The sequence below is a fragment of the Streptomyces sp. NPDC006339 genome, from assembly GCF_040612775.1.
GTDB lineage: Bacteria > Actinomycetota > Actinomycetes > Streptomycetales > Streptomycetaceae > Streptomyces.
In genome coordinates this window covers 140,661-162,717 of the sequence record NZ_JBEXQW010000015.1, presented here as the reverse complement: position 1 = coordinate 162,717, position 22,057 = coordinate 140,661, and the positions used below count along the sequence as shown (strand labels likewise).

26 protein-coding genes are annotated in these 22,057 nt (G+C 71.7%); 18 read left to right on the top strand and 8 right to left on the bottom strand.

The features are described from left to right. The first annotated feature begins 13 nt into the window (after positions 1-13). The 15 genes from ABZ135_RS15095 (at position 14) to ABZ135_RS15025 (ending at position 12,163) form a co-directional block, all read left to right on the top strand. Complete coding sequence (locus ABZ135_RS15095) at positions 14-328, top strand: SH3 domain-containing protein (RefSeq protein WP_356695676.1); 315 nt, start codon at positions 14-16, stop codon at positions 326-328. Positions 329-432: 104 nt separating this feature from the next. Further along, positions 433-912, top strand: coding sequence for a hypothetical protein (locus ABZ135_RS15090; RefSeq protein WP_356695645.1), 480 nt, complete (start codon positions 433-435; stop codon positions 910-912). 23 nt (positions 913-935) lie between these two features. Beyond that, a complete protein-coding gene (locus tag ABZ135_RS15085; protein ID WP_356695674.1) occupies positions 936-1,355 on the top strand; it encodes a hypothetical protein in 420 nt (139 codons plus the stop codon). A 10-nt stretch (positions 1,356-1,365) separates the two neighbouring features. Further along, positions 1,366-1,779: a hypothetical protein gene (locus ABZ135_RS15080; RefSeq protein WP_356695643.1), complete on the top strand. Its 414-nt coding sequence runs from the start codon at positions 1,366-1,368 to the stop codon at positions 1,777-1,779. A gap of 40 nt (positions 1,780-1,819) precedes the next feature. Beyond that, positions 1,820-2,617, top strand: coding sequence for a helix-turn-helix domain-containing protein (locus ABZ135_RS15075; protein ID WP_356695641.1), 798 nt, complete (start codon positions 1,820-1,822; stop codon positions 2,615-2,617). Then, the gene (locus tag ABZ135_RS15070; RefSeq protein WP_356695639.1) at positions 2,614-3,132 is read left to right on the top strand and encodes a regulator; all 519 of its coding nucleotides are present in this window, start codon (positions 2,614-2,616) and stop codon (positions 3,130-3,132) included. Before ABZ135_RS15075 ends, ABZ135_RS15070 begins: the two co-directional genes overlap by 4 nt. Then, entirely contained in the window at positions 3,129-4,364 is a 1,236-nt protein-coding gene (locus ABZ135_RS15065) for an MFS transporter (protein WP_356695637.1), read from the top strand. Before ABZ135_RS15070 ends, ABZ135_RS15065 begins: the two co-directional genes overlap by 4 nt. A 35-nt stretch (positions 4,365-4,399) precedes the next feature. Beyond that, positions 4,400-4,702, top strand: a complete 303-nt coding sequence (locus ABZ135_RS15060) for a hypothetical protein (protein WP_356695635.1) — start codon at positions 4,400-4,402, stop codon at positions 4,700-4,702. A 41-nt stretch (positions 4,703-4,743) separates the two neighbouring features. Beyond that, positions 4,744-5,973: an ATP-grasp domain-containing protein gene (locus ABZ135_RS15055; RefSeq protein WP_356695633.1), complete on the top strand. Its 1,230-nt coding sequence runs from the start codon at positions 4,744-4,746 to the stop codon at positions 5,971-5,973. After that, positions 5,970-6,839, top strand: a complete 870-nt coding sequence (locus tag ABZ135_RS15050; RefSeq protein WP_356695631.1) for a DUF317 domain-containing protein — start codon at positions 5,970-5,972, stop codon at positions 6,837-6,839. Before ABZ135_RS15055 ends, ABZ135_RS15050 begins: the two co-directional genes overlap by 4 nt. A 30-nt stretch (positions 6,840-6,869) precedes the next feature. Beyond that, positions 6,870-7,358: a hypothetical protein gene (locus ABZ135_RS15045; RefSeq protein WP_356695629.1), complete on the top strand. Its 489-nt coding sequence runs from the start codon at positions 6,870-6,872 to the stop codon at positions 7,356-7,358. A gap of 54 nt (positions 7,359-7,412) precedes the next feature. Next, positions 7,413-8,204 (top strand): DUF317 domain-containing protein, encoded by a 792-nt coding sequence (locus ABZ135_RS15040; RefSeq protein WP_356695627.1) that lies wholly within the window; start codon positions 7,413-7,415, stop codon positions 8,202-8,204. Between the two features lie 36 nt (positions 8,205-8,240). After that, on the top strand, positions 8,241-9,974 hold the full coding sequence (locus ABZ135_RS15035) for a SpaA isopeptide-forming pilin-related protein (RefSeq protein WP_356695625.1): 1,734 nt from the start codon (positions 8,241-8,243) through the stop codon (positions 9,972-9,974). Positions 9,975-10,023: 49 nt separating this feature from the next. After that, positions 10,024-11,094 (top strand): SpaA isopeptide-forming pilin-related protein, encoded by a 1,071-nt coding sequence (locus ABZ135_RS15030; RefSeq protein WP_356695623.1) that lies wholly within the window; start codon positions 10,024-10,026, stop codon positions 11,092-11,094. 202 nt (positions 11,095-11,296) lie between these two features. Beyond that, positions 11,297-12,163 carry a hypothetical protein gene (locus tag ABZ135_RS15025; RefSeq protein ID WP_356695621.1) on the top strand — a complete coding sequence of 289 codons (867 nt, stop codon included), beginning with the start codon at positions 11,297-11,299 and terminating at the stop codon, positions 12,161-12,163. 331 nt (positions 12,164-12,494) lie between these two features. Here the strand turns inward: ABZ135_RS15025 and ABZ135_RS15020 are convergent, their stop codons facing one another. Next, entirely contained in the window at positions 12,495-13,346 is an 852-nt protein-coding gene (locus ABZ135_RS15020; RefSeq protein ID WP_356695619.1) for a hypothetical protein, read from the bottom strand. Positions 13,347-13,642: 296 nt separating this feature from the next. On the opposite strand from ABZ135_RS15020, the gene ABZ135_RS15015 reads away from it, so the two are divergent. The 3 genes from ABZ135_RS15015 to ABZ135_RS15005 all read left to right on the top strand — a co-directional run bounded on the left by ABZ135_RS15015 (position 13,643) and on the right by ABZ135_RS15005 (position 15,213). Further along, entirely contained in the window at positions 13,643-13,996 is a 354-nt protein-coding gene (locus ABZ135_RS15015; protein WP_356695617.1) for a DUF317 domain-containing protein, read from the top strand. 98 nt (positions 13,997-14,094) lie between these two features. Continuing rightward, positions 14,095-14,385, top strand: coding sequence for a hypothetical protein (locus ABZ135_RS15010; protein WP_356695615.1), 291 nt, complete (start codon positions 14,095-14,097; stop codon positions 14,383-14,385). A 15-nt stretch (positions 14,386-14,400) separates the two neighbouring features. Beyond that, on the top strand, positions 14,401-15,213 hold the full coding sequence (locus ABZ135_RS15005; protein ID WP_356695613.1) for a DUF317 domain-containing protein: 813 nt from the start codon (positions 14,401-14,403) through the stop codon (positions 15,211-15,213). 234 nt (positions 15,214-15,447) lie between these two features. Here ABZ135_RS15005 and ABZ135_RS15000 read toward each other — a convergent pair whose 3' ends face one another. From ABZ135_RS15000 to ABZ135_RS14970, 7 genes are all read right to left on the bottom strand, one after another. Beyond that, positions 15,448-16,140 (bottom strand): hypothetical protein, encoded by a 693-nt coding sequence (locus tag ABZ135_RS15000; protein ID WP_356695611.1) that lies wholly within the window; start codon positions 16,138-16,140, stop codon positions 15,448-15,450. Between the two features lie 79 nt (positions 16,141-16,219). After that, positions 16,220-16,663 (bottom strand): hypothetical protein, encoded by a 444-nt coding sequence (locus tag ABZ135_RS14995; RefSeq protein WP_356695609.1) that lies wholly within the window; start codon positions 16,661-16,663, stop codon positions 16,220-16,222. Positions 16,664-16,826: 163 nt separating this feature from the next. Next, positions 16,827-18,569, bottom strand: a complete 1,743-nt coding sequence (locus ABZ135_RS14990) for a relaxase/mobilization nuclease domain-containing protein (protein ID WP_356695607.1) — start codon at positions 18,567-18,569, stop codon at positions 16,827-16,829. Continuing rightward, a complete protein-coding gene (locus tag ABZ135_RS14985; protein ID WP_356695605.1) occupies positions 18,566-19,189 on the bottom strand; it encodes a hypothetical protein in 624 nt (207 codons plus the stop codon). Before ABZ135_RS14985 ends, ABZ135_RS14990 begins: the two co-directional genes overlap by 4 nt. Positions 19,190-19,509: 320 nt before the next feature. Then, positions 19,510-19,701, bottom strand: a complete 192-nt coding sequence (locus ABZ135_RS14980; RefSeq protein WP_356695603.1) for a hypothetical protein — start codon at positions 19,699-19,701, stop codon at positions 19,510-19,512. After that, a complete protein-coding gene (locus ABZ135_RS14975) occupies positions 19,698-21,287 on the bottom strand; it encodes a hypothetical protein (RefSeq protein ID WP_356695601.1) in 1,590 nt (529 codons plus the stop codon). Before ABZ135_RS14975 ends, ABZ135_RS14980 begins: the two co-directional genes overlap by 4 nt. Continuing rightward, positions 21,284-21,925, bottom strand: a complete 642-nt coding sequence (locus ABZ135_RS14970) for a WhiB family transcriptional regulator (protein ID WP_356695599.1) — start codon at positions 21,923-21,925, stop codon at positions 21,284-21,286. Before ABZ135_RS14970 ends, ABZ135_RS14975 begins: the two co-directional genes overlap by 4 nt. Between the last annotated feature and the right edge of the window lie 132 nt (positions 21,926-22,057).

The window sequence follows — 22,057 nt, the reverse complement described above, 5'->3', positions numbered from 1 at the left end:
CGTATCTGCTGCGATGCTCGGCGCACTGGCTCTGCCGGTGCTGTCCGCCACCACAGCCAGCGCGGCACCCGCCGCCGTGCCTGCGGCCCTCGCGATCAGCTGCTACGACCTGCCGCCGCTGCCGTACGAGGTGCACACCGCGGCCGTCACCATCCGGTCCAAGGCCACTACGAAGTCCACGGCCCTCGGCGTTCTCTACAAGAGCCACAAGTTCACCGTGCACAAGAAGAGCGGCAACTGGCTCTACATCACGGACAGGACCACGGGCGTCAAGGGCTGGGTCTCCGGCACGTACGTCTACCGCGACGTCCGCATGTGCCTCGACTGAGAGCCCCACCCGCGCCCTTCCCGTCCCACCGGCTGAACGTGGGACGCCCGCGAACTCCCCATCTTCCCCTCCGGTCTCGCCTTCCGGAAAGGAAACCTTTCCCTTTGTCTGACGACATACCCGACGTCGGTGAAGACGTCGTGGGCGTGCTCACCGCACGGATCGAAGCCCATCTCGGAGCGAGCATGGACCACTTGAAGGCCGTGGTCACCGACGATCCGGCCACGAACCCCTACGTCACCGACATCGTCAAGTGGCACGGTCTGCTTCTCGACGCCCAGGCGGTGCTCGACCGTGCGGAGGACGATCTCCTCGCCGCGCTGGCGACCCAGCCCAGTGAGGTCGACGACCCGACGATGGACCTCGCCCACCGTGTGAACGCGGCCGTCACCGCCCGCGACGGCCGGGCCCTGGTCGTGGGGTGGCTCCTCGACCCGGACGCTCCGGGGAAGAAGGGTCTCGCCGCCGAACGCCTCGCCCGCCTCCGTTCCCGAACAGGGCCGGCCGTGCAGACCAGTCCGGCTCGCCGGCCTGCGGGAGTCCCCGCGCCGACGGTGGCCCGAGCGGGAAGGGCCCTGCGGTGAGCGTGCGAATCAAGACCAGCACCATGGACAGCGAGCTGCAGGACGTCTTCGACGCCGCCGTCTCCGAGCTGTACGAGGCGGCATGCGGTCCCGATGCCTCTCCCGCGCTCGCCCGGGCCATGGAACTGCGCTCCTTCCTCGCCCTGACCGAGGAACAGGTCGCCCGCGTCCGCGACCGCGTCCACGCGGACATGCGGCCGGACCGCGACATGGGCGAGCTGTCGGCGGACCAGCTCCGCTTCGATTCACAGTGGCTGGAGGCGGCGCTCGAAGCCCGCGACGGCTACCGCACCGCGCTCGGGGAGCTGCTGCGCACCATGCCCGCGCTCGATCAGCGGCCCCGGCCTGTCCGCATGACCCAGCTCAGGGCCACCACCGCCCTGGCCTCGCCTGCTGCCCCGGCACCTTCGCGTGCCGGGGCGGCCCGGCCCCGCCGACCGTGAAAGCCCCCGCTTGCCCCATCCCACGTCCACCGAGATAGCCGGACGGATCGAGGAACTGTACGGCGCTCCGCTCGCCGACCTCGAAGCCTGTGCCCAAGACCAGCCGCCCGGGATGCTCGCCGCCCTGCTCGGCATGCACACCGACCTCGCCCTCGCCGAGCGCAGCATCGACTTCCACCGTGATCAGCTCGCCCGGCTCCTGAACCCGGACCGGCAGATCGACCGGCACGAGGTCTCTCACCTCCTCGACGGAGCCCGCCGGCTCGCCGAAGCCGTCGCCACCCGCGACGCCCAGACCAAGTCGGCCTCCGCAGTTCTGCAGAGCCTGACCCGTACCTCGGCCCCGGCACCCTCCCCGCCGGCTTCCGCGCCGCCCGTACCGGCTCCGTCCCGTCCGGCCCCAAGCGCGCCCCGAAGCCGCTGACCCGCAGGTGAATCCCTCTCACTTCCCAGGAGTCCCTCCCTTGGCCATCACCGCTCTGCCTCCCGACACCGACGCCGACATCGCCCGGGTCACCGAGGCCCTCGCCATGATCACTCCGCGCTGGAACGTCAGGATCATGCTGGCGCTCTCCGGTCCGCCGCTGCGCTACAGCGAGCTGGCGGCCCGGGTGCCCTGGCTGCAGAACGGCCAGCTCCACCCCAAGCTCAAGTCGCTGTGCGACGCCGGGCTCGTCGAGCGCACCGAACACACCGCGCGGCACGTCACCTACGGCCACACCGACCGTGGTGCCGCCCTGCTGCCGGTGCTGCCGGTGATCGTCGCCTGGGCCGAGGAGCACCTGGAGAAGCCGGACCGTCCGCTCCCCGCGATCGAGCAGGTCGAGGACAGCCTCATCCTGCTCACCCGCCGGCACGCCGCCGCCCTGCTGTGGGTGCTCAAGCAGCGCGGAGAAGTCAGCGGCCGGGCGCTGGCCAGGATGGTCATGCCCTCCAGCGACTGGACCAACGTCTACCCGCCGCTGCGCCAGCTGGTGGCCGACGGCCTGGTCGACACCGACGGGATCGGCCGGCCCTACCGTCTGTCCGCAGCGGGCGACGGCCTGGGGCCCGTTCTCGGAGCCCTGTCCGCGTGGTCCGCCGGCCAGCCCCTCAGCAAGGCCGGCCAGCACCCGGTCTGGGGGCATCCCCAGACGACGCCCGCGCCGAAGGGATGGGTCAGCAACCAGTCCCGGCCGACGTGGCGCAACCGCGACCTCTTCTCCCACGCCACGCCCGCCCGCCCGGTGGCGGCCGTACCGGCGGGAGGCCCGCGCCGATGACCACCCTGTTCACCTCCGCCGAACTCGACAAGGCCATCGTGCTGCTGGCCTCGCCGCCGCTGGTCCGGCTCATCACCGAGATCGACGACAACGGGGCGATACCGCCGCGACGGCTGGCCGGCATCCTCCACAACCTGTCCCCGCACCACCTGCGCTGTGCTGTCGAGACGGGCCGCGTCCATGGTCTCGTCCGGTCCGTACCCGGCGTCGGACTGGAACTCACCGAGGCCGGTTCGGCCCTGGCGGACCTCTACGACGCGACCGCCCGATGGGCCCGCCGCCACAACTGTCCGGAGCCGGTCAGTGATTTCGGCAGCCGCGTCCGGCACACCTTCGACCTCCTGGCGGCCTCGCTCGCGACCGAGCAGGCCGAGGGCTCCGCTTCCCCGAGTACCGGGTCCTTGTCCGGCTCCGGGCGCGAGAGGGACCTCGGTGTTCTTCGCGCCCTGCTGATCCAGTGGATGACCAGCAATCCGCAGGTCACCGCGCTGCCCGAGCCTGAGCCGGCCGCGTGAGCGCAGCGGTCATGCCCCGGCACGCGCGCCACACCGCCGGGCTGGTGGGCGGCATCTACCTGCCGCGTACGGCGGACGCGCTGGCGTTCGCCATGTCCACCTACGGCATCCCGCTCCTGGTCCTGGCCACCACGCGCTCCGCCACACTCACCGGCGCCGCGTTCGCGCTGGAGTGGATCCCGAGGCTGGCGGCGTTCGGGTGGGCCGGGTCGGTCGTCGACCGGCGCGGAGCCTCCGTCGTCTTCCACCTCGCCTCCCTGGGCCGGGCGCTGGCCCTCGCCGCCGGCGCGGTACTCCTTTACCTTCACCCGTCCGGCATCGTGGCGAGCGTGACCGTGATGGCGCTCGCGGCGACCACCGGCGTGCTCACGGAGTTCAGCTACATCGCGGCCGAGACCGCGGGGGCCGCCGCCGGCCGCCGAGCCGGTGCACGCGCCCACCGGGTCCAGGCCGTTCTGCTCGGGATCGACCAGACAGCGACCCTGACCGGCCCCGCGCTCGCCGGACTGCTCCTGCTCACCGGCCCGCCGCAGATGCTCGCGGTGATCACCGCGCTCTCGCTGCTGGCCGCGCTGCTTGCCCTGCGCACACCCCCGTCGCCCGTCGCCCCGGCCCGGGCACCCCGGAATCAGGCGGACGCCGGCCTGCTCACCGGGTGGCGCACCATCCGCTCCCTGCCCGCGCTCGGCTGGCTCGTGACCGGGCTCACTGTGTCCAACCTGGCCACGGGCCTCTTCCAGGCGGCCGGGCCCGTGATCGTCGTCCAGCACTTCGGGCAGTCGACGACCGCCGTCGGCCTGGTCTGGTCCGCCGCCGCCGGAGCGACGCTCCTGGCAGTCACCATCTGCCGGTTCGCGATCGACCGCCTGGGCCTGTGGCCGGTCGGCGCCGCCTGCGCCGCTCTCGCCTCGCTCGCCTGTCTCGCCGCCGCCCAGGCGCCCGACTACCGCTCCTACCTGATCCTCGTCGCCCTCCTCATGGCGGGCGAAGGCGGCATGACGGTGGTCCTGCGCACCCTGCGCTCCCGCCTCATCCCGCCGGAGAAGTTCGGCAGCACCCTGTCGGTGACCATCCTCATCCTCCTGCTGCCCTTCCCCGTCGCCGGCGTGCTGACCGCGCTCACCCCGCCCGAGGCACTCGGCCACGTCATCACCGCCTGCGCCGCGCTGCAGGCACTCGGGCTGTTCTGCGCCTTCGCCCGCCTGCGCACCGATCCCGCCCTGCACACCTGACCCCGCCACGCTTTCCCCAGCCTGTGGAGACCCCCATGCCCGCTGTCGCTCTCGGCTCGAACCCTGCGCGCGGTCGCACCATCACCGAGCAGTTCCACGCCTTCGACGCACACAACCCGCACGTGTACCGCGCCCTGGAGCGCCTGGCCGCGCGTCGTCTTGCCGCCGGTGCCACCCGCGTCGGTGTGAAGGACCTCTTCGAGGACCTGCGCCGCCAACTCCCGCACGGCGTCGCCGGGCTGAACAACAACTTCACCGCCCTCTACGCCCGCCGCCTGGTCGACGAGCACCCCCGCTGGGCCGGCGCGTTCGAGCTGCGCCGCCGCCGCGCCGCCTGACCGCCCCGTCCCGCCCTCTACCGATACGGAGAAGCCCCTTCTTGTCTGCTCGCCCCCGCCTCCTCGTCGTCTCGCCGGGTGATGTGATCTATCGCGGCTACTGCCTTGAGCAGGTGGCCGCCTCATACGACGTCGTCCTGCTGACCGGCACCGAGCCGTCGTGGGAGAAGCCGTACATCGTCGACCACGCCGTCGCCGACCTCGACAGCACCACCGACCTGCTCGACGCCGGCCGCGCCCTCGCCGAGCGCCACGAACTGGCCGGCGTGGTCACCTGGACGGAGTGGCATCTCGTTCCCACCGCCCGCCTCGCCCGCGCGCTCGGACTGCCGACGAACTCCGTCGAGGTGATGCGGGCCTGCCGCAACAAGGCCACCGCCCGCACCCTGTTCGCCCGCCACGGCGTGCCCTCGGCCGCCTCGATGAAGGCCCGGTCCCTGGTGGAGGCCGGGCTGGCGACGATGACCATCGGCTACCCCGCCGTACTCAAGCCCGCCGCGTTCGCCGGAAGCATCGGCGTGATCCGCATCGACCGGCCCGAGCAGCTGCCCGACGCCTTCGACTTCGCCTCAGCCGGAGCCGACCAGAGCCGCGAGGACACCGCGGTCCTGGTCGAGGAGTACCTCGACGGCCCCGAGATCTCGGTCGAGTGCGTCACCCACCACGGCGAGACCACCGCCGTCGCCGTCACCCGCAAGAGCCTCGGCCCGGCGCCGTACTTCGAGGAGACCGGCCACACCGTCGACCCCGACGACCCGCTCCTCGCCCAGGCCGCGCCGGTCGCCGCCGCCGCGATCAAGGCCCTGGGCATCACCGACGGCGTCCAGCACGTCGAGATGCGCCTGGTCGCCGGCCGCCCCCGCCTGATCGAGGTCAACGCCCGCATCGGCGGCGACATGATCGGCCACCTCGTCCGCCTCGCCACCGGCATCGACCTGCCCAAGGCCGCAGCCGACCTCGCCTGCGGCCGTACCCCCGACCTCACCCCGACCCGGCACGAGACCGCCGGTATCCGCATGCTCTACCCGGCCGCCTCCGGCACCCTCACCCAGCGCCACATCAACCAGGAATTCGCGGCCCGCACCCCCTGGCTGCGCCAGGTGCAGTGGACCCGCCAGATCGGCGACCCGGTCCTCCTGCCGCCCCACGGAGACCTGTTCACCGCCCGAGCCGGGTTCTACATCGTCACCGGCCGCGACACCACCGAGGTCAACGAGCGCCTCGACACCGCCGCCCACGAGATCACCGTCACCACCCAGGCGGTCCGATGAGCCCCGCGCCCGACCCGCGCTCCGATATCGACGGAGACGTCTACGTCTCCCCGCGCCATCTCGCCGGCTCCCTCTCGATCGGCGACCCCGCACTCGCCCCGCTCCGCGCCCTCGGCTGGGACCTGGAGCACGACGACCTCGGCAACGTCTACGTCAACTCCCCGGACCGCAAGATCCGCCTCGGTTTCCTCCCCGAAGGCGAGGACGACGGCCTGTGGCGGATCAACGCCTACAAGGACCCGTTCGGCCCGCCCGCGTGGGGCGTGTGCTTCAACGACTCCACCCCGACCGAGTTCGTGACCGCCTTCACCACCGCTCTCGCCGAAGCCTACGAACAGGGCCCCGACGCCTACCTCGCACGCCCCGTGGCCGGCAGCGCGAAGAACAATCCGTTCCTCCCCGTCGCCGTGCTCGTCAACTGCGGCTGGCAGCTCGACCGTCCCCAGCCCGACACGTTCGTGGTCAAGGCCCCCGACGGGCTCGCCGCACTCAACTTCACCGTTGGTCACCTCGCCCCGGAGGGCGAACTGGCCACGCGCGCGGCCCGCTGGGAGATATGGGCGGGCACGTCCCTGGACCGGCCCTTCTGGTATGCCACGGCCAGCACCGACACCCCTGTCGCCCTGCTCAAGGCCGTCGTCGAGTGCGTCTCCGACCCGGCCCCGCTGCCGCGCTGGCGTGAGGACACCCACAGCTATGTCGAGGGCATGGCCCAGCTCACCCCCGTCCTCCCGCCCAGCTCGCCGGCCCCGACCCCGCTCGACGTGCAGCGCGTCTCATCCCGCCGCCCTGCCACGCTCCCCGCCGCCAGCGTCCCGCGCTGGAGCACCACCAGCCGCCCGGCCCTGCCCGGCCCGCGCCGCTGACACCAGCTCGACCTCGACCGGAGACGCTGCTTGTCCCTGCACGCCCCCGAGTTCTTCGCCGAACTGTGCCTCCCCTTCCCCGACAGCACGGTCGTCGGCACCACCTACTACGCCGCCCCCATCGCGGGCGCACCGCTGCGGCTGCGGATCGACTTCAGCCGCACCATTCACGCGGACACGTACGGCGGCCTGCGCCTGGCGGTCGCCCACCCCGACCGGGGCGAGATCGACGCGGTCGTGCTCGACTTCGTGGACCACGGCACCTTTCACCGCCGCGACGAGGCTCGCAACACCTTGGCGAACAGCAAGCAGTACGGCACGTTCACCGCATACCGCCGTCCCGGCAGGCCGCCGTGGGAGGGCGCCGTCACCACCGGGCTGCGTGTCGCCATCGAGCGGTACACGACCGTCTGGTTCCCCGGTGCGTGGGCCGAGTCCGCGTCGTCACGCACCGCGGGCCGTACTGCTCACAGGACCCCCGCCCCGCCGGCCGCCCGCAGCGGCGGCCGAGCCCGGTGAGCCGAGCATTCCCATCGTGCCGAGCGATTCGCTCAGTCTCTCCAGGAGCCACTCATGTCGACCGACCCGTTCCACAATCTCGACCCCGCCCAGAGCGTGAAGGTCCTTCCTCGCCACCTGGCAGGACCCGGCCCGGCCAGTATCCACACCGCCTGGCCCTTCCCCTTCGACAAGGACTGGACACTGCACCAGCCCGAAGAAGGAACGGCCATCGCCACCAGCCCCTGCCTGAGGCTGTGGACCAGCTTCACCCCCCAGCCTGACGAGCCCGGCAAGGGAACGTGGACCATCGGGGCCAACCGCGTTCCGTTCGGCCCGGTGGCCTGGCGGATCACCCTCGACGCCACCACACCAATCGAGCCGCTGCTCGACCTTCACACCGAACTGCTCGACCTCTACCTCGAAGACCGGTACAGCGACCGCGACTGGCTGCACGAGGACGCGACAGCACCGCACGAGGCGTATGCACCACTGTTCGCGCGAGGCTGGAGCCACAGCGTCAAGACGGACGGCACCCAGACCTTCCTGGCGCCGGACGGCCTCGGAGGCGTACGACACCGCTACGCCACCACGGGATCTGACGGCCCGACCTGGCGGGCATGGGGCGGATACCCGAGCGAACCCCACTGGCAGGCGCGCTTCTCGTTCGGTACGCCGACCACGCTCGTCGCGGCCTTCGCCGCCTCGCTGATCTCCACCGAGCCGGTCCACCGCACCGCCCAGGACATCCCCTTCCACACCCGCCGTCACCTCTACGTTGCCGCACCGGCGCCGGCCAAACAGACGACCGGCCCTCTGCCCGTCGCCCCGCCTCCCAAGGGCGTCCGCCTCGGCCGATCTCTCTGAACTTCGTCCTCCCACGCGTACCAAGGAGCCTTTCTCGTGCATGCCCGTACCGTTCGCGGTGCCCTCCGAACCCTGGCCGTAGCCACCGCCGCCGGCGTGGCCGGCACCCTGGCCTGGACTCCCGCCCAGGCAGCCCCCGCTCCCGTCTCCCTGGGCCCCGGCTACACGATCCCCGACTCCGAAGGCCACGCCGACGCCTCCCACATCGGCGCATACGGCCCGCCCGGCCCGGCCGTCCATGGCGACACCGAGACCTACTGCGCCGACCCCGAGCGCAAGGGCCCGGCCGACGCAGGCGGCTACGGCGCCCCGCGGCCGGTCAGCTCCTGGACGTCGTCGGTGACCGGCAAGACCGTGCCGAAGGAGCGTCTCGCCCAGGCGGCGTACGTGATCGGCAAGTACGGGCAGACCCGCGACAACGCCCGAGCGGCAGCCGTCGACGCGGTCGTGTACGAGTACCTGGCCGGCGGCATGTACGCCCTCGACGGCGCCCGCGGCAAGCAGCGCCTCGCCTACCCCGTCGTCTCGCCGACCGCGCGCACCCTCGCCCAGGGCTACATCGCCGAGGCCGAGCGGCTCGCCGGCCCCTACACCCTCACGATCACCCCGTCGGTGTCGACCACCACCGCCGGGACGAAGGTCACGGTCGCGGTGAAGGTCGCCACGAGCGCGGGCGCCCCCGTGCCGAAGGTGACCGTCGCGCTGGCCGAGTCCGGCTCCGGCACCGCCTCGGGGAAGGTCACCACGAGCGCGAGCGGCACCGCCCGGTGGGAGTTCACCGCGAAGACCGCGGGCACCGCCAGCGTCACCGCGAAGGCCGACGGCCTGCCCGCCACCGACCTGCAGGTCCTCACCCCGAAGAACCCCGCCGCCCAGCGCATGCTTCTGGCCGGCGGCACCACGAGCGCGGAGGACTCGGCCACGGTCACCGTGGACGAGGCGACCGGCGGCGTCACCATCCGGAAGAAGGACCCCGAGGGCAGCCGCCTGGTCGGCGCCGCCTTCGAACTCCTGGACAAGGACGGGAAGAAGGTCGCCGCGGGCAAGACCGACGCGCAGGGCATCCTCGCCTTCGACCAGCTGCGGGCCGGCACCTACCGCCTGCGCGAGACCTCCTCCGGCAGCCCCGTACACGACCTCGTGCCCGAGCAGACCGTCACCATCACCGCCGGACGCACCGCCCAGGCCAACCCGATCGACCTGATCGACCCGTTCAAGAAGGCCGACCTGTCGGTGAAGAAGATCGACAAGAACACCGGCAAGCTGCTCGCGGGCGCGGTCATCGCCATCCGGGCCGACGAGACGGACAAGACCGGCAAGCACATCCCCGGCAAGGTCGTCACCACGCTGACCACCGGCACGAACGGCACCGCCGAGGCCGACCTCGACGTCACCCTCAAGGCCGGCACCCGCTACTGGGCCGCCGAGACCAGGGCCCCCGACGGCTACCAGCTCGACACCACCCCCGTCGCCTTCACCGCGAAGCCTGGCGCCGACGTCACGGTCACCCTCGCCGACCAGCCCGTCCCGACCACCCCGCCCCCGACCCCGAGCACCACGCCCCCGGCACCGCCGACCACTCCGCCGGCCCCGCCCACGACGCCCCCGGTCGCGCCGACCACGCCCCCGGCTCCGCCGTCCGGCTCCCTCGCCCACACCGGCGCGGACACCACACCGTGGCTGATCGCCGGCGCGACCGCTCTGCTCGCCAGCGGCTCGGGCCTCTACCTGTTCAGCCGCCGCCGGCGCACGAGCGACGAGGCCAGCTGATCGTCGAGCCCGCCCTCCCCGTACCGATTGCCCGCCCGGAGTTCTCGCCATGAAGCGCCATCAGATCCTGCCCACGCTCACCCTGACCACCGCGGCCGTGCTCGCCACACCCGCTGCCGCCATCGCCGCCCCGTCCCCCGAACCGACTCCCTCAGCGACCTCCGCCCGCGCTGAGACACCGACCCCCGAGGCGGGCAGCGTCGAGATCACCAAGAAGGACCCGGCCGGGGACCTGCTCTCCGGCGCCGCGTTCCTGCTGCTCGACGCCGCCGGCCAGGAGGCCGGAAGCGGGAAGACGGACGCCCAGGGGAAGCTCACCTTCCCCGACCTCGCGCCCGGCGTCTACCGGCTCAAGGAGACGGCCTCCGGCAGCCCGCTCCATGACGTCGTTGCCGACCAGGACGTCATCGTCACACCGGGCGCGACCACCCGGCTGACCATCTCCGACCCCTTCAAGGCCGCCAAGGTTCTCCTGCAGGCCAAGGACAGCAAGACCGGCAAGCTCCTGCCCGGCGCCACCGTGAACATCGGCACCGGCGGCTCCACGCTCCTGACGCTCACCACCGGGGCTGGGGGCACGGCCTCCGGGGAACTGCCGGTGTCGAGCCGGAAGGCGCAGTTCTGGGTCCAGCAGACCAAGGCCCCCGCCGGCTACGACCTCTACAAGCCGTCGAAGACGTTCACCGCCGGCCCCGGCGCCCCGGTGACCGTGACCGTTACCAACGCCAAGACCGCGACGACCCCGAAGCCCACCCCCTCGGACAAGCCGACGCACAAGCCCACCAGCACCCCGTCCACTCCTACGGCCAAGCCGAGCAACGGCCAGACCAGCATGCCGAAGCCTGTGTCGACGGGCGCCAATAAGCCGGGCGACGGCTCCTCGCCTACCGCCTCTGCGAACCAGCCGGCCTCCACCTTGTCCACGGCCTCCGCAGCCCCGGCCGGCGCCTCCACGCCGGCCACCCCGGCAGGAGCCCTAGCTCACACCGGTTCCGACGCCATCGCGTGGATTATCGGCGGGGTTGGCGGACTGCTCGTCGCCATCGGAACGGCCACCGTGCTCACCACATCACGCCGTGCCTCGGCCGAGCCCGAACCGGACGACCAGGAGACCTTCTAGACCACAGAGCCCCTTCGACGCGCAGCCCCCGGGACACCCTTCCCGGGGGCTGTTCTGTATACCGTCTCGTCCCCGCTGCGGGCACACGTTTCGCCGAACTCGGAGCGATCCCGGGCAGAACGCCTAGAGTCCAGTGAAGCGGAGGACAGGTGCGGGAAGCGAAGGGGAACCCGTGGCACGAAGAGATACCGTCGGGCGGTACTTGTACTGGTCCGACCGCCGAGTGCGTGCCGTCGCCGAGGAAGTCGGCCTGTCCCTGGAACGTGGCTGGCGATGGAACTTCACCATCAACCTGCCCATGACGCAGTACCAGATCGGGGAAGGCAACCGCGCCCAGAGCCGGCTGCGGACGGCACAACGGCTCCTGCGCAAGCTCGGTCCTCTTGCCGCCACCTCCTTCGACGGTCCCCCTCCACTTTCTTACGTCCAGGGCATCGGACATGTGGAGTTCGCCGAGTTCGTCGGCACGTACGCCACGAACAAGGCCGTGCTCTGCCACATCCGGACCCGCTGCCGAGAAGGACGGAGGGTAGACGTCGTTCTCTTCGGAAGCATGGAACACGTCGAAGGCTTTCGCCCCGCCGACGCGCTCGACGAGGGCTGGGTCTCATCCGCAGCCCCGGCGATCGAGGAGCTGCTCCGCACCCGAGGTACAGAGAACACCTGGCAGTGGGACGACGACCAATCCCGCGCCGTGGAAGCCCTCAAGATCGCCGTGCAGCAGGGCCAGCGCCCGCACCAGGAACATGAGGGACGCCCCTGGACCCGCGGATACACCCTCGGCCACGACCGCCAAGCCCACTGGTGCGCCGAGATCTACGCCGACGTTGTTCTGGACGATGCCCGCTGGAACTTCGACGGATGGTTCGACCTCGCCGACGCCCACCGAATCGTGATTGGGGCTCCCCTATGGGTACGGGCGCTGCGGCCGGACACCCTCGTCCGCTACCAGGGGAGAAACGCTGGATGGCTCCGTCGCCTGCGCAGGCACCGTACGTCCTCCGTGGAACAGAGCCCGCCGAACCTCACGGCTCCCCGTAGCCCTCAGCGCGTCCGAGCGCCGGAATGAATGAGCAGGAGAGCCCGCTGTACGACGCCTGCGCGCCGTACGGAAAACCGAGGGTGGACCTCGTCGAGGGCCGACAGGGGCTTCGGCGCGAAACAGGTGAGCAGCGCATCTGGCGGCAGCACCGGCGAACGAGCCCTCCACGCTGCCAGGACCCCCTTCCAGCTGCCTGCGCATCTCCTGCACCGACGATCTCGGCGCCCCCACAGGCTGGCGCCAGGTGGACCCAGCGGATCCGGTGCGCGGCTGCACGCGAGTGCTGGGTGACGGGCGAAAAGATCACGCCCTGATCCCGCTGAAGATCAGCGGGGTCAGGGCGTATGGGGTGGGAGTCTTAACCGCCCATCTCTTCGAGCCTCTGCTGGTCTTGGTAGAGCTTGGCCACAAGCAGTTCGCGCCGGTCGGCGATCGGATAGCGCACTTTCCGATCACGCTTGCTGAACGCGCGGCTCACCGGGTATTCGAGCCAGTGGTCGATACGAGTGGCTTCGATGGGTGCCTTAGGCCCACTGGTCAGGAGAATGAGAAACGGTGGGAACGCGATGGCCCAGAACTCGGAGCTGCTCGCACCCTTACCGGTGAGACTCACCGATACGGACAGCACGCTGTTTTGGAAGTAGTACAGGCCGCCGGAATTGATGAGCGCCAGGTGCAGCGCGAACGGTTCGATCGAAGCCGGCTTGTCGGAGTGGTATGCGGCGGCCAGCTGTGGCTGTTTGTCCAGCAGGTAGCGCGTGTCCTGCACGGCCAGCATCATGCCGAGCACCTGGCGAACGAACTTGCCGGGATTGAGGTTCGCGATGTGCTCTGATCCCAGCTGCGTCCCGTGCTCCATCGGCAACATGAAGGCACCGCCATTTTTGGCGGCGATGGAGAACAGGTCGTTGTGTGGCTGACCACTGACATGGTGGAACGCCGCAGCAGCCGCCCGGAGGTGGCCGATGGTGTCATCGCGCCAGAGCGCGTACGCCTCCGTTAGACCCCGATGGCTGGCCCTGTTGTTGTCCTCCTCGCAGAGCGACGGAATTGTGTGGCCTGCCTCGAAGCTGCGAAGGACCGTCAGCGCTCCGTCTTCCTCGTTGTACACGGTGACGGGTGACTGGTTGCCCGCGACTCTTGGCGGAAGGTGCTCCTCGGTCATTGGCCTGTGCTTGCCGCAGTGTCGGCACCAGTCGAAAATCGTCACCAGATGAGGCTACTAGGACTCCGGTTGTAGATCGTGGTGTTGCTGGTCGAGGTTGGTCCGAGAACAGGCACGGCCACGGTGATCACCCGTATGTGAAGGCAGAGGACCAAGCGGTGGCCGCAGGTCGCAGCGCAGAACCCGCACCGCCGACAAGCCCCAGCCTCTACATCTGAAACCGTTGGCGCAGTTCGCCGGGGGCAGACAGGAAAGACCGCGGAAAGACTGGCCAACGCGGGCAGGGGCATGTCAACGTAGACGACCTCGCAAGAAACCCCAGGTCAAAGAGGTGATAGCCCGTGACCGTGGCTCCCGTGAGCCCTGGATTCTCCACGAACGTGAAAGCACTTCGGCTTCGTGAGTGGCAACTCGGTCCCGGCCAGCCCGCGCTCGTCATGGACCTGTTCTCCGCGGAGGACTTCCACCTCATCGTGGACGACCGCGCGGACGTGCACGTCAGCTCGAAGGACGGCCGGTTCTACCTTGGCTGGTTCCCGCTCGGCCGCCCCGGTACCAGCGGGGAGGGATGGAAGATCGCCGTCACCGGTACGGCCAAGGTGCCCGGCTACTCCTTGTCGTTCGACACCGAGACGCCGGCCGAGATCGTGGCCGTCACCGTAGCGCGCGTGCTGGAGACCTCACGCCGCGTGTGACAACGCATGCATCCCACGGAGCCCCTCGCTCCGAGGCGGCCGGCGGACCGCCGGTCGGTTCCACCGCTCATCGCTTTTCCTCACCCAGGAGGTACTTCGTGACGCCCCCGGAGATGACCGTCGGCGACCTCGCCGACCTGCTGTCCCGCTGCGACCGTGATGCTCCGGTCCGCCAGGCCATGAACCCGTTCTTCCCGGCGGCCCACCGGCTGGCGAAGGTCGTGCAGTCCGTCGATCAGACCGGCCAGACCGTCGTCTACCTGGCCGAGGGACGGGACGAGAACACCCAGCTCGGTCACCTGCCCCCGGAGGTCGCCATCGCTCTGACCTGGCAGGAACCCGTCCAGGCACCCCCACGCCGCCCCCGCCGCATTGCCGGCGGCAAGTAGAACCGCATCGAGCCCTTGGAGGCGCCCCTGTACCCCGACTTTCCGCTCGTCCCGTCCACGCCCCCCGGCGGACAGCCCGCGTTCTGGGTCGGCCCCCGGCACCTGGCCGGTGACGACAAGCGCCTCTATGACACCGTCGCCGACACGCTCTCCGGCCTGGGCTGGTCGAGCCTGACGATCGTCCGCGGTCGCGACGAGCCGGACGGGGACCGTCAGGTCCTGCGCAGCACCGTCCTGCACATCAGCCCCGACACCCTCCGGTGGGCCCAATGGTGCCTGCCCGACGAGCCGTTCTACCTGGGGGAGCTGCCGATCGCCTGGCAGATCTCCGCCCGTCCGGGCACGAGCAGTCCGCTCGCCGGGTGGTCGGCCTACTTCACCCCCGATGTACCCGGCGAGGCCGTGGCCGACTTCCTCGTCGCGCTCGACGCCCGGGACCAGCCCGTCGTGCCGTTCACCGGCCCGGAGGCGGTCCTCGACGCGGTCGCCGCACACGGCTGGCTCCGCGACATCGACCAGCCCGAGGCGGCAGCGACGGACCCGACCTTCACCTCGCACATCAGTCTCGGTGAGGTACCGCCCCTCATTCAGGACGGCGACCCGCGCGCGCTGACCACCAGCGCCGACGAGGCGGGACCGGCAGGGTGGCAGGCATGGGCCGAGCCCGCGCTCGGCGCACCGTGCCTGTGGGTGGCGTCGTTCGGCAGCAGCGTTCCGCACGACCTTGTCGCCGCCTTCGCCGCATCCCTCAGTTCGACCGCACCGGTCCTGCGACGGGTCCTGCCCGAGGCCACTCACGAGCGGCTCCTTCGCGCGCCGGCCATCTAACGCCTGGCGGCCCCTCTTGCCCGACGCATACAGCCCGGCCTCCCTATGGGAGCGCCGGGCTCCTTGCTGTTCGGGCCGGAACCCACCTGCTCACGATGCTGCCCCGCACCGTCGAGGCCGAGGCGGCATGTTGGTGCCGGCCTACGCGGCACGCGCTGACGGTCGGTGGACGTGCGGATGCCCCCGACCCGCCCCAAGGGGCGTGGGTCGGGGGCATCCGCGTATCGGGACCGGTCAGCTCGTCGCAGTGGCCTTGGTGAGGGCCTTGTCGAGGTGGCGGTCGACCAGGCCCGGCGAGCCGGAGACGATCAGCAGCAGACTGCCGTCGCGGATCGCGGTCTGCTTCACCACGGTGCTCCGCCCTCCCGCGGAGAACGTCAGGAGCTGGCTCCACCGCTCGTCGCCGGGCCCGTGGGGTGCGGTCAGCTTCTGCGAGGCGATGTCGATCGGGGTCCCGCCCCCGACGACCTGATAGCTCGGGCAGCCGGTCATGGCGTCGAAGATCCGGCCGATGCCGTCGGACAGCTTGTTCGCGCTGTCGCTGTACAGCTCCTCGGAGATCTCGGAGGCGCTGTCGCCGTAGGTGAAGGTGACCTTCGCCTTGCGGGGGAAGGCGAGCGTGCCGCCGGTGGCCGCTTCGCCGCCCAGCTCGTTCAGAGCCGGGCAGCCGATGACGGTGACGTCGTCGTGCTGGCTGGGGCGTTCCGGCTCGCGCGCGTAGCCACTGCCGAGATCGCTCTCGTCGAGCAGGCGCGTCTTCAGGATGTCCGAAGACAGCGGGGCGGCGTTCCGGTCGGAGCGGGCCGGCTTCCCGGCGGGGGAGGAGGCGGTGTTGGGCTTCGTGCCGAGGGCGCCGCTGGTGCAGGCGGGTACGGCGAGGAGGGCGGCGGTGATGCCGAGGGCGGTGATGGCGACGCGAACGCGCATGACGGTACTGACCCCTTGGTGCTTGGAGACGGATGGTCAGTGCGGGCCCGCGGGCCCGGTGGGGTTGTAGGGGTGGGGGTCAGTGGCCGAGGTGGCGCAGGCAGTCCTCGAACGTGGCGTGCGTCGCGTCCGCCGGCCCGGCGCTCCGGTTGTACCAGGCGGTGTCGAGGCGGGTCTCCTGCTGCTGGTGGCCGGCCTGGCAGCGCAGCCAGATCTCGTCGCGGGTGGAGAGGACGAGCCAGTCCCGGTACGCGCCGCACTCGGTGCAGGCGACCATCTCGCCGTCGAGGACGATCGGCTGCCCCCAGGGCATCATGCGGCCGTCGAGCTGATCGTGGCTGGGCACCCGCAGCTCCGGCGGAAGGAAGTCGTCCACCACGGCGACGGGCTCACCGCGCTCGGGCTCGGCCGACGGCTCCCCGATGCCCGGCGGGACCTGGTCCTGCAGCCGCGCCGACATCTCGATGAATCGGCGCTGCGCCTCGCTGGGCTCCGCCGCCCGGCGGCGTATCCGGTGAAACATCCTGACGTCCTCCTGTGCCTCGTCCTGCTCGCGTCATGATCGTGCCCCACACCTCTGGGAGCTTCAATTCACAAAGCCCACAGTGACCATCGAGAGGCCAGGACGGCGGCGGTGTCCCTGTTCCCGAGCGCGTGCCGACACGCACACGCACTGGCCGGAGGGCTCACCGGGTCTTTCCGGCGGTGCCCTCCCCGCCGCGCCGTCGGCCAGGCGCAGAGGTCCGGGCTGCCGCCCTGCGCGTCGGGGACGAGCCGCCTGTCGTGCCGTACGCGGGCAGTTCGGAGGCGTCGGCGGGCAGGTCGGCCATCCGCCGCATCCGCCACACCAGCACGTCGCTGACCGACTCCGCGGTGTCGAGTTCGCGGCGCTCGACCGCCTCGGACAGGAGGGCGGCGGGGTCGTGGCCGGCGGCTTCGGCGTCCGCGATGGTGGCCGCCAGGGCGTACCAGCCGGGCTCGGCGAGGATCTGCTCGGCCAGTCCGGGCAGCGCCTCGCGCAGCACCACGGTCTGGCGCTGGAGGAGAGGCCGGTTCAGGCGCCGGCCGCGCTGGTAGAGCACGCCAAGGGGGTTGGCGGCGGCCTCCTGGTAGGCGGAGCGCAGGTGCTCGGCGGCCCGCGCCGCGGCGGCGGCCTGCTGCGCGTGGCCCTTCTTCGCGTGCCAGTGCGCGGCGGCGGTGATCAGGAAAAACAGCGTGTCGATCGCCATCGCCGTGCTCGCACCGTCCTCACCGCGGCCGAGGGCCGGGCCGCCGTGGACGAGGTCGCGGGCGGCCTGGCGCAGGGCGCGGTCGTGTCCGCGCACGGCGCGGACATGGGAGCGGGAGGCCCGCTCGAAGGCCGTGGCGGCGTCGCGAAGTTCGCGACGGGTGTGGGCGGCGGATGTCTTCGCGAGGGCGTCGAGGATCTCGCCGGCCGCGGCGATGTGGGCGGCGGCGACCGCGTCGTCGCCGTGCTCGATGACGAGCATGGCCTGCCACGCGGCCGATGCCGTCCTGCGGCGGGCAGCGGCTGGAGTGCTCGGTCCCGAAGGAGCCGCGTCCTCCGGTCGGGGAGCGGGGGCGTCCTGGGCGTCGCCGGACCAGCGCTCCCGAATGCGGGGCAACGAGAGGTCGGGGGCAAGGCGCGCGCCGGGGTAGAACACCGGCTCGCCGTCCCGGTTCCGGTCGTCGGGCAAGGCGACCTTGTATCCGAGGAGGTCCCCGGAGGGTGCGGTGCGCTTGCGGATCAGGAGGCCGGCGCCGGCGAGCCGGTCGAAGAACTCCTCCTCGCTCCTCACGCCGGCCACCGCGCGGCGTACGGTCTCGCGCAGTTCTTCGCGGGCGGTGCGCTCGCGGCCCTGGCGCTCGGCCTTGTGGCGCTCGGCGCTGGTGGGCCGCTGAGCGGCCGTGCCGTCGCCGGGGGCGACCTCGTGGAGCCCGAGTTCCTTCTCGATGAGCCGGGCTTCGGCCTGGGCGCGGGCGCCCGAGCGGAAGTCGTCGGGGCGTAGGCCGTCCTCGCGGACGAGCGTGGCGACGATGTGGATGTGGTCGTCCGCGTGCCGTACGGCGGCCCAGCGGCAGCCGGGCTGCCCGTTGCCGGGGTCGATGCCGGTGGCGGCGACGATCCGGCGGGCGATGTCGGCCCATTCCTCGTCCGACAGCGTCCGGTCGCCGGGGGCGGTGCGGACGGAGGTGTGCCACACGTGCTTGGCCGGGCGGGCGTGCTTGGGAAGGGCCATCACGGGCTGGTCCAGGAGCTGCTGGAGGTCCTTGAGGGTGGCGTTCGGGTCGCGGCCGGGGTCGGGGGACATGCCGTCGAAGGAGGCGACGAGATGCGGGTCCGTGTGCTCCTCGTGCTTGCCGGGGCCGTAGAGGTAGGCGAGCAGGCCGATGGTCCGGTCGCCCGGGTCGTTGACGCTCGGGATCATGATGCCTGCCGCTGTTCGAGGACGGCGGTCGCGGCGGCGTGCACCGCGTCGGCGGCCCGCCGTACGGCCGCGAGGCTCGCCTCCAGCTGAGGGATGGTGGCATCGGCACCGGCGTTGAGGCCCTTGGTCATCTGATTGAGGTTGCTGCCGGCCCAGCCGAGCTTGCGCCGACTGTCGAACAGGGCGGTCAGGACATCGCGTTCGGTGGCGATCTCGGCGTTCGTTCGGTCGAGATCCCGGGCTGCGGCGAGCGCGGCACGGGCGAGGAAGCCGCCGACGGTCAGGTTGCACTGGGCGGCGGCGGAAACGATCAGGGCGCACTCGGCATCGTTGAAGCGGGTCGTGCGCAGGTGGCGGCGCTTCTTCTCGGGCGGCTGACGCGGACGCTGACGGGCGGGACGCTCACGAGGTCGACGATTCGGCGTGCGTTCCTCCTCCGGCTTCGATCCGCCCTCGGTCGAAGCCCCCCGGACCTGCGCCCCCCGGTGCAGGTCCTCTCCCGCCCCTTCAAGGGCGGGCTTGGCGGAAGTAGTACTTCCGCCCCAACTTGCTCGCCCCGAGACCGAGTTGTGGTCGCGAGAAAGTTCCGGGGTGGTGCCGTTCTGGGTGGGGTAGGTCATCGGGATTCGGGCCTCGCGGAACGGATGCGGTGCTGGATGGCGGCGGCCAGTTCGAGGATGTCGGCCGGTCCCGCAAGGACGCGGACTGGGCCGTCGGGATGGCCCTGGACGAGCCACTGGCCGGTGGGCGCGAGAACAGCGGCGTGTACGAGCCGCCGGCGGACCAGGACGTCCGCCCAGGCGCTGGCCTCGGTGACCGTAGGCTCGGATGACCGAGGAGAAGGCGGAATCATGGCGTACCTCCGTAAGCGGGGCGGTGGCCCGGCGCGAGGCCGGGCCACCCATGGGGGATAGGGGCGTTGAGCTGGGGCTTTGCAGGCTCAGCCGCACTCGGGGCAGCGCCCGACATGGCCGCTGAGGGCCCGGGCCATCCGCTGCTTCGCCGACGCGGCCTGCTTCGCGCTGGACTTCGCCGCCGGACTGCCCTCGTACCGCTTGGCGTGGGCGAGCATGAAGCCGATCTCCCGCTCGTACTGCGTACGGATGGTGGTGAAGTAGTGGCAGGTCCTCATCCGGAATTGCTCCTTGTCGTCGTGTTGTCGATGCTCCGCAGCTCCTGCAGGACGAGGCTCAGCCGGTCGTTCCGGCCACCCTTCAGTCCCTCGCGGCGGAGGATCTCCCGAAGCTGGACTCGGGTGATGGCCGGGTTGCCGTCCCGTTCGAGCAGGGCGGGGACGTGAGGGAGGACCTGCTGGACGAGCTGGTCCACCGACTGCTCCGACTCGCGCGACGGGCGCTGCGCCTGCGGGGTGCGGGGGCGACTGCCGCGCTGTCCCTTGCCCTTGGCTCTGGTCTTCGAGCTCGTCTTCCGCCGGAGGGGGACCTTGTGTCCCCGGTCCCCGGTGGGCTCGGTCCCCGTGTCGGTGTCGGTCGGTCCCCGGTCCCCGGTGGGCTCGGTCCCCGACTCGGCGCCCCTCGGTCCCCGATGCGAATCACCCGTCTGAGCAGGCACTTCGGCAGTAGGACCGCCGGTCCCCGCGCCGTCGGCGGTCCCCTCGCCGGGGTCCGGTTCGACGGGGACGGTCCCCGGGACGGCGTTCACGTCTGGGGTCTTGGTCCCCATGCCATCGCCCTCGGTCCCCGCCGCTGGTGGTGCGCTGACGTCCCAGTTCTCGGTCCCCGGTCCCCTCGGGACGCCCGGTCCCCGGTCCCCGTCCTCCGACTCGCCGGGACCGTGGGGACCGGCCACGGGGACCGGTGCTTCCGGCGTCTGCTGCGCGGGGACCGTGGCAGCCGCGGTGGTGGTAAGCCCCGGGGACCAGGGAGAGGGGAGCGGGACCGTGGCGAGGGCGAGCGCGTGCCGGCGGGCGGCGAGCTGATCGAGGAGCTGCGCGCGCTGGAGGGGGTCGGTGCCGACCGAGGCCCTGGCGACCGCCTTCGACAGCCGTCGGGCGAGCCGCCGGCCTCGCCAGCTTTCCCGCCGCTCGGGGGCGCGCTCGGCGAGGCGGGCGGCCAGGTCGACCGCGCGGGCGGTGGCCCGGTCGCGGGTGATCTGCGCGGCGTCGCGGTCGCGGGTGGCGATGCCGAGGCGGGACAGCAGCCGTTCGCGCACCTCTCGCCCCAGGACGGCGAGCAGCCCGTGGGAGGCGGCGCCAGGGGTGTGGAGACGCAGCTCGATTCCCATGGCGAGGTGCCACAGCATGGCTGCCATGACCGGGCCGACGAAGGCCCGGACGGTGCCGCCGACGGGACCGCTTTCGGCGTAGGCGGGGATCACCTGTACTCCGGTGATCACCCAGACCAGGGTGCCGGGCAGGCCGGGGGCGCCCTGCGTGGCCAGGTTCTGCCGCGCCATCAGCGCGGTCGCGAAGAGCGCCAGTTCGGCGGCGGCGAACATCCCGGCACGCTCGGCGGTGCCGGCCATGTCGAGGTAGTCGGCCGCGAAGCGCCACGAGGTGTCGGCGCTGTAGGCGGTGCAGCCGAGGGCGGCGACGGCGGCGACCTTGACCGCCGGACCGCCGACGCGCTTCTGCGGGCGGGCTCCCCGGCGCCGGATCGTCCAGGCGACCAGCACCAGGGCGAAGGCAGCGGGGACGCCGGCGACGAGGAGGAGAGGGAGGTCCGGAGCGGCACCCAGGGACAGGACGGGGTGGGTCATGCGGCCTTTCCGAAAGAGGCGGGCGTCGCGGTCGACGCCGCCTGGCGGGACACCGGCTGTCGGGTGCCGGGCTTGGTGGTCACGGGGCGGCCCGATGCTGGAGCGGTCTTCTGCCGCTTCTTCTTGGGCCGTGGCACACCCTGGCGGCGGTCGCGGTCGAGCACCTTGTTGGCCGCCTGCCGCAGCAGGTCACGGGCGTGCTTGTGGCTGATCTGCAGACCGGCGGCGAGCCGGTCGGGCCGCCAGCCCCGGACATAGGCGTGGTCGACGACGACCTGGCGCTCGGCCTCGGTCAGGTGGACGTCGCGGCCCTGGAAGAACGCGATCACGCGCCGGTAGTCGAGGCGCTGAGGCAGCCCGTCGTGCCACGGGCGGCGCTCGGCCTCGGTGAGCCCGCCCCAGATGCCCTCCTTGAGGACGTTCTCCAGTGCGTAGTTGAGGCAGTCGCTGCGCACCGGGCACCAGCCGCACAGCTCCTTCGCCTCGGCGATGGCTTCGTGGTCCCGGGGGAGAGGGAAGAAGACGGCGTCGGCGTCCTCGACGTCCATGCCGTGGCAGGCTCCGCGGGTGTGCCAGCTGGTGTCTGCGATGCCGCGCAGGCCGGTGGCCGGAGCGTCGTGGGTGGTGATGTGGCGCAAGGCGGTTCTCCGATGTGCTGCCGCGTCGGCGGGCCAGGGCGGTGCTCGGCGGGCGCGGCGTCGGGCGCCGGCTGCGGCGCGGGAGTGTGCGCCGCAGCCGAGGAGGGACGGTGGTGGTCGGTGGTGCATCGA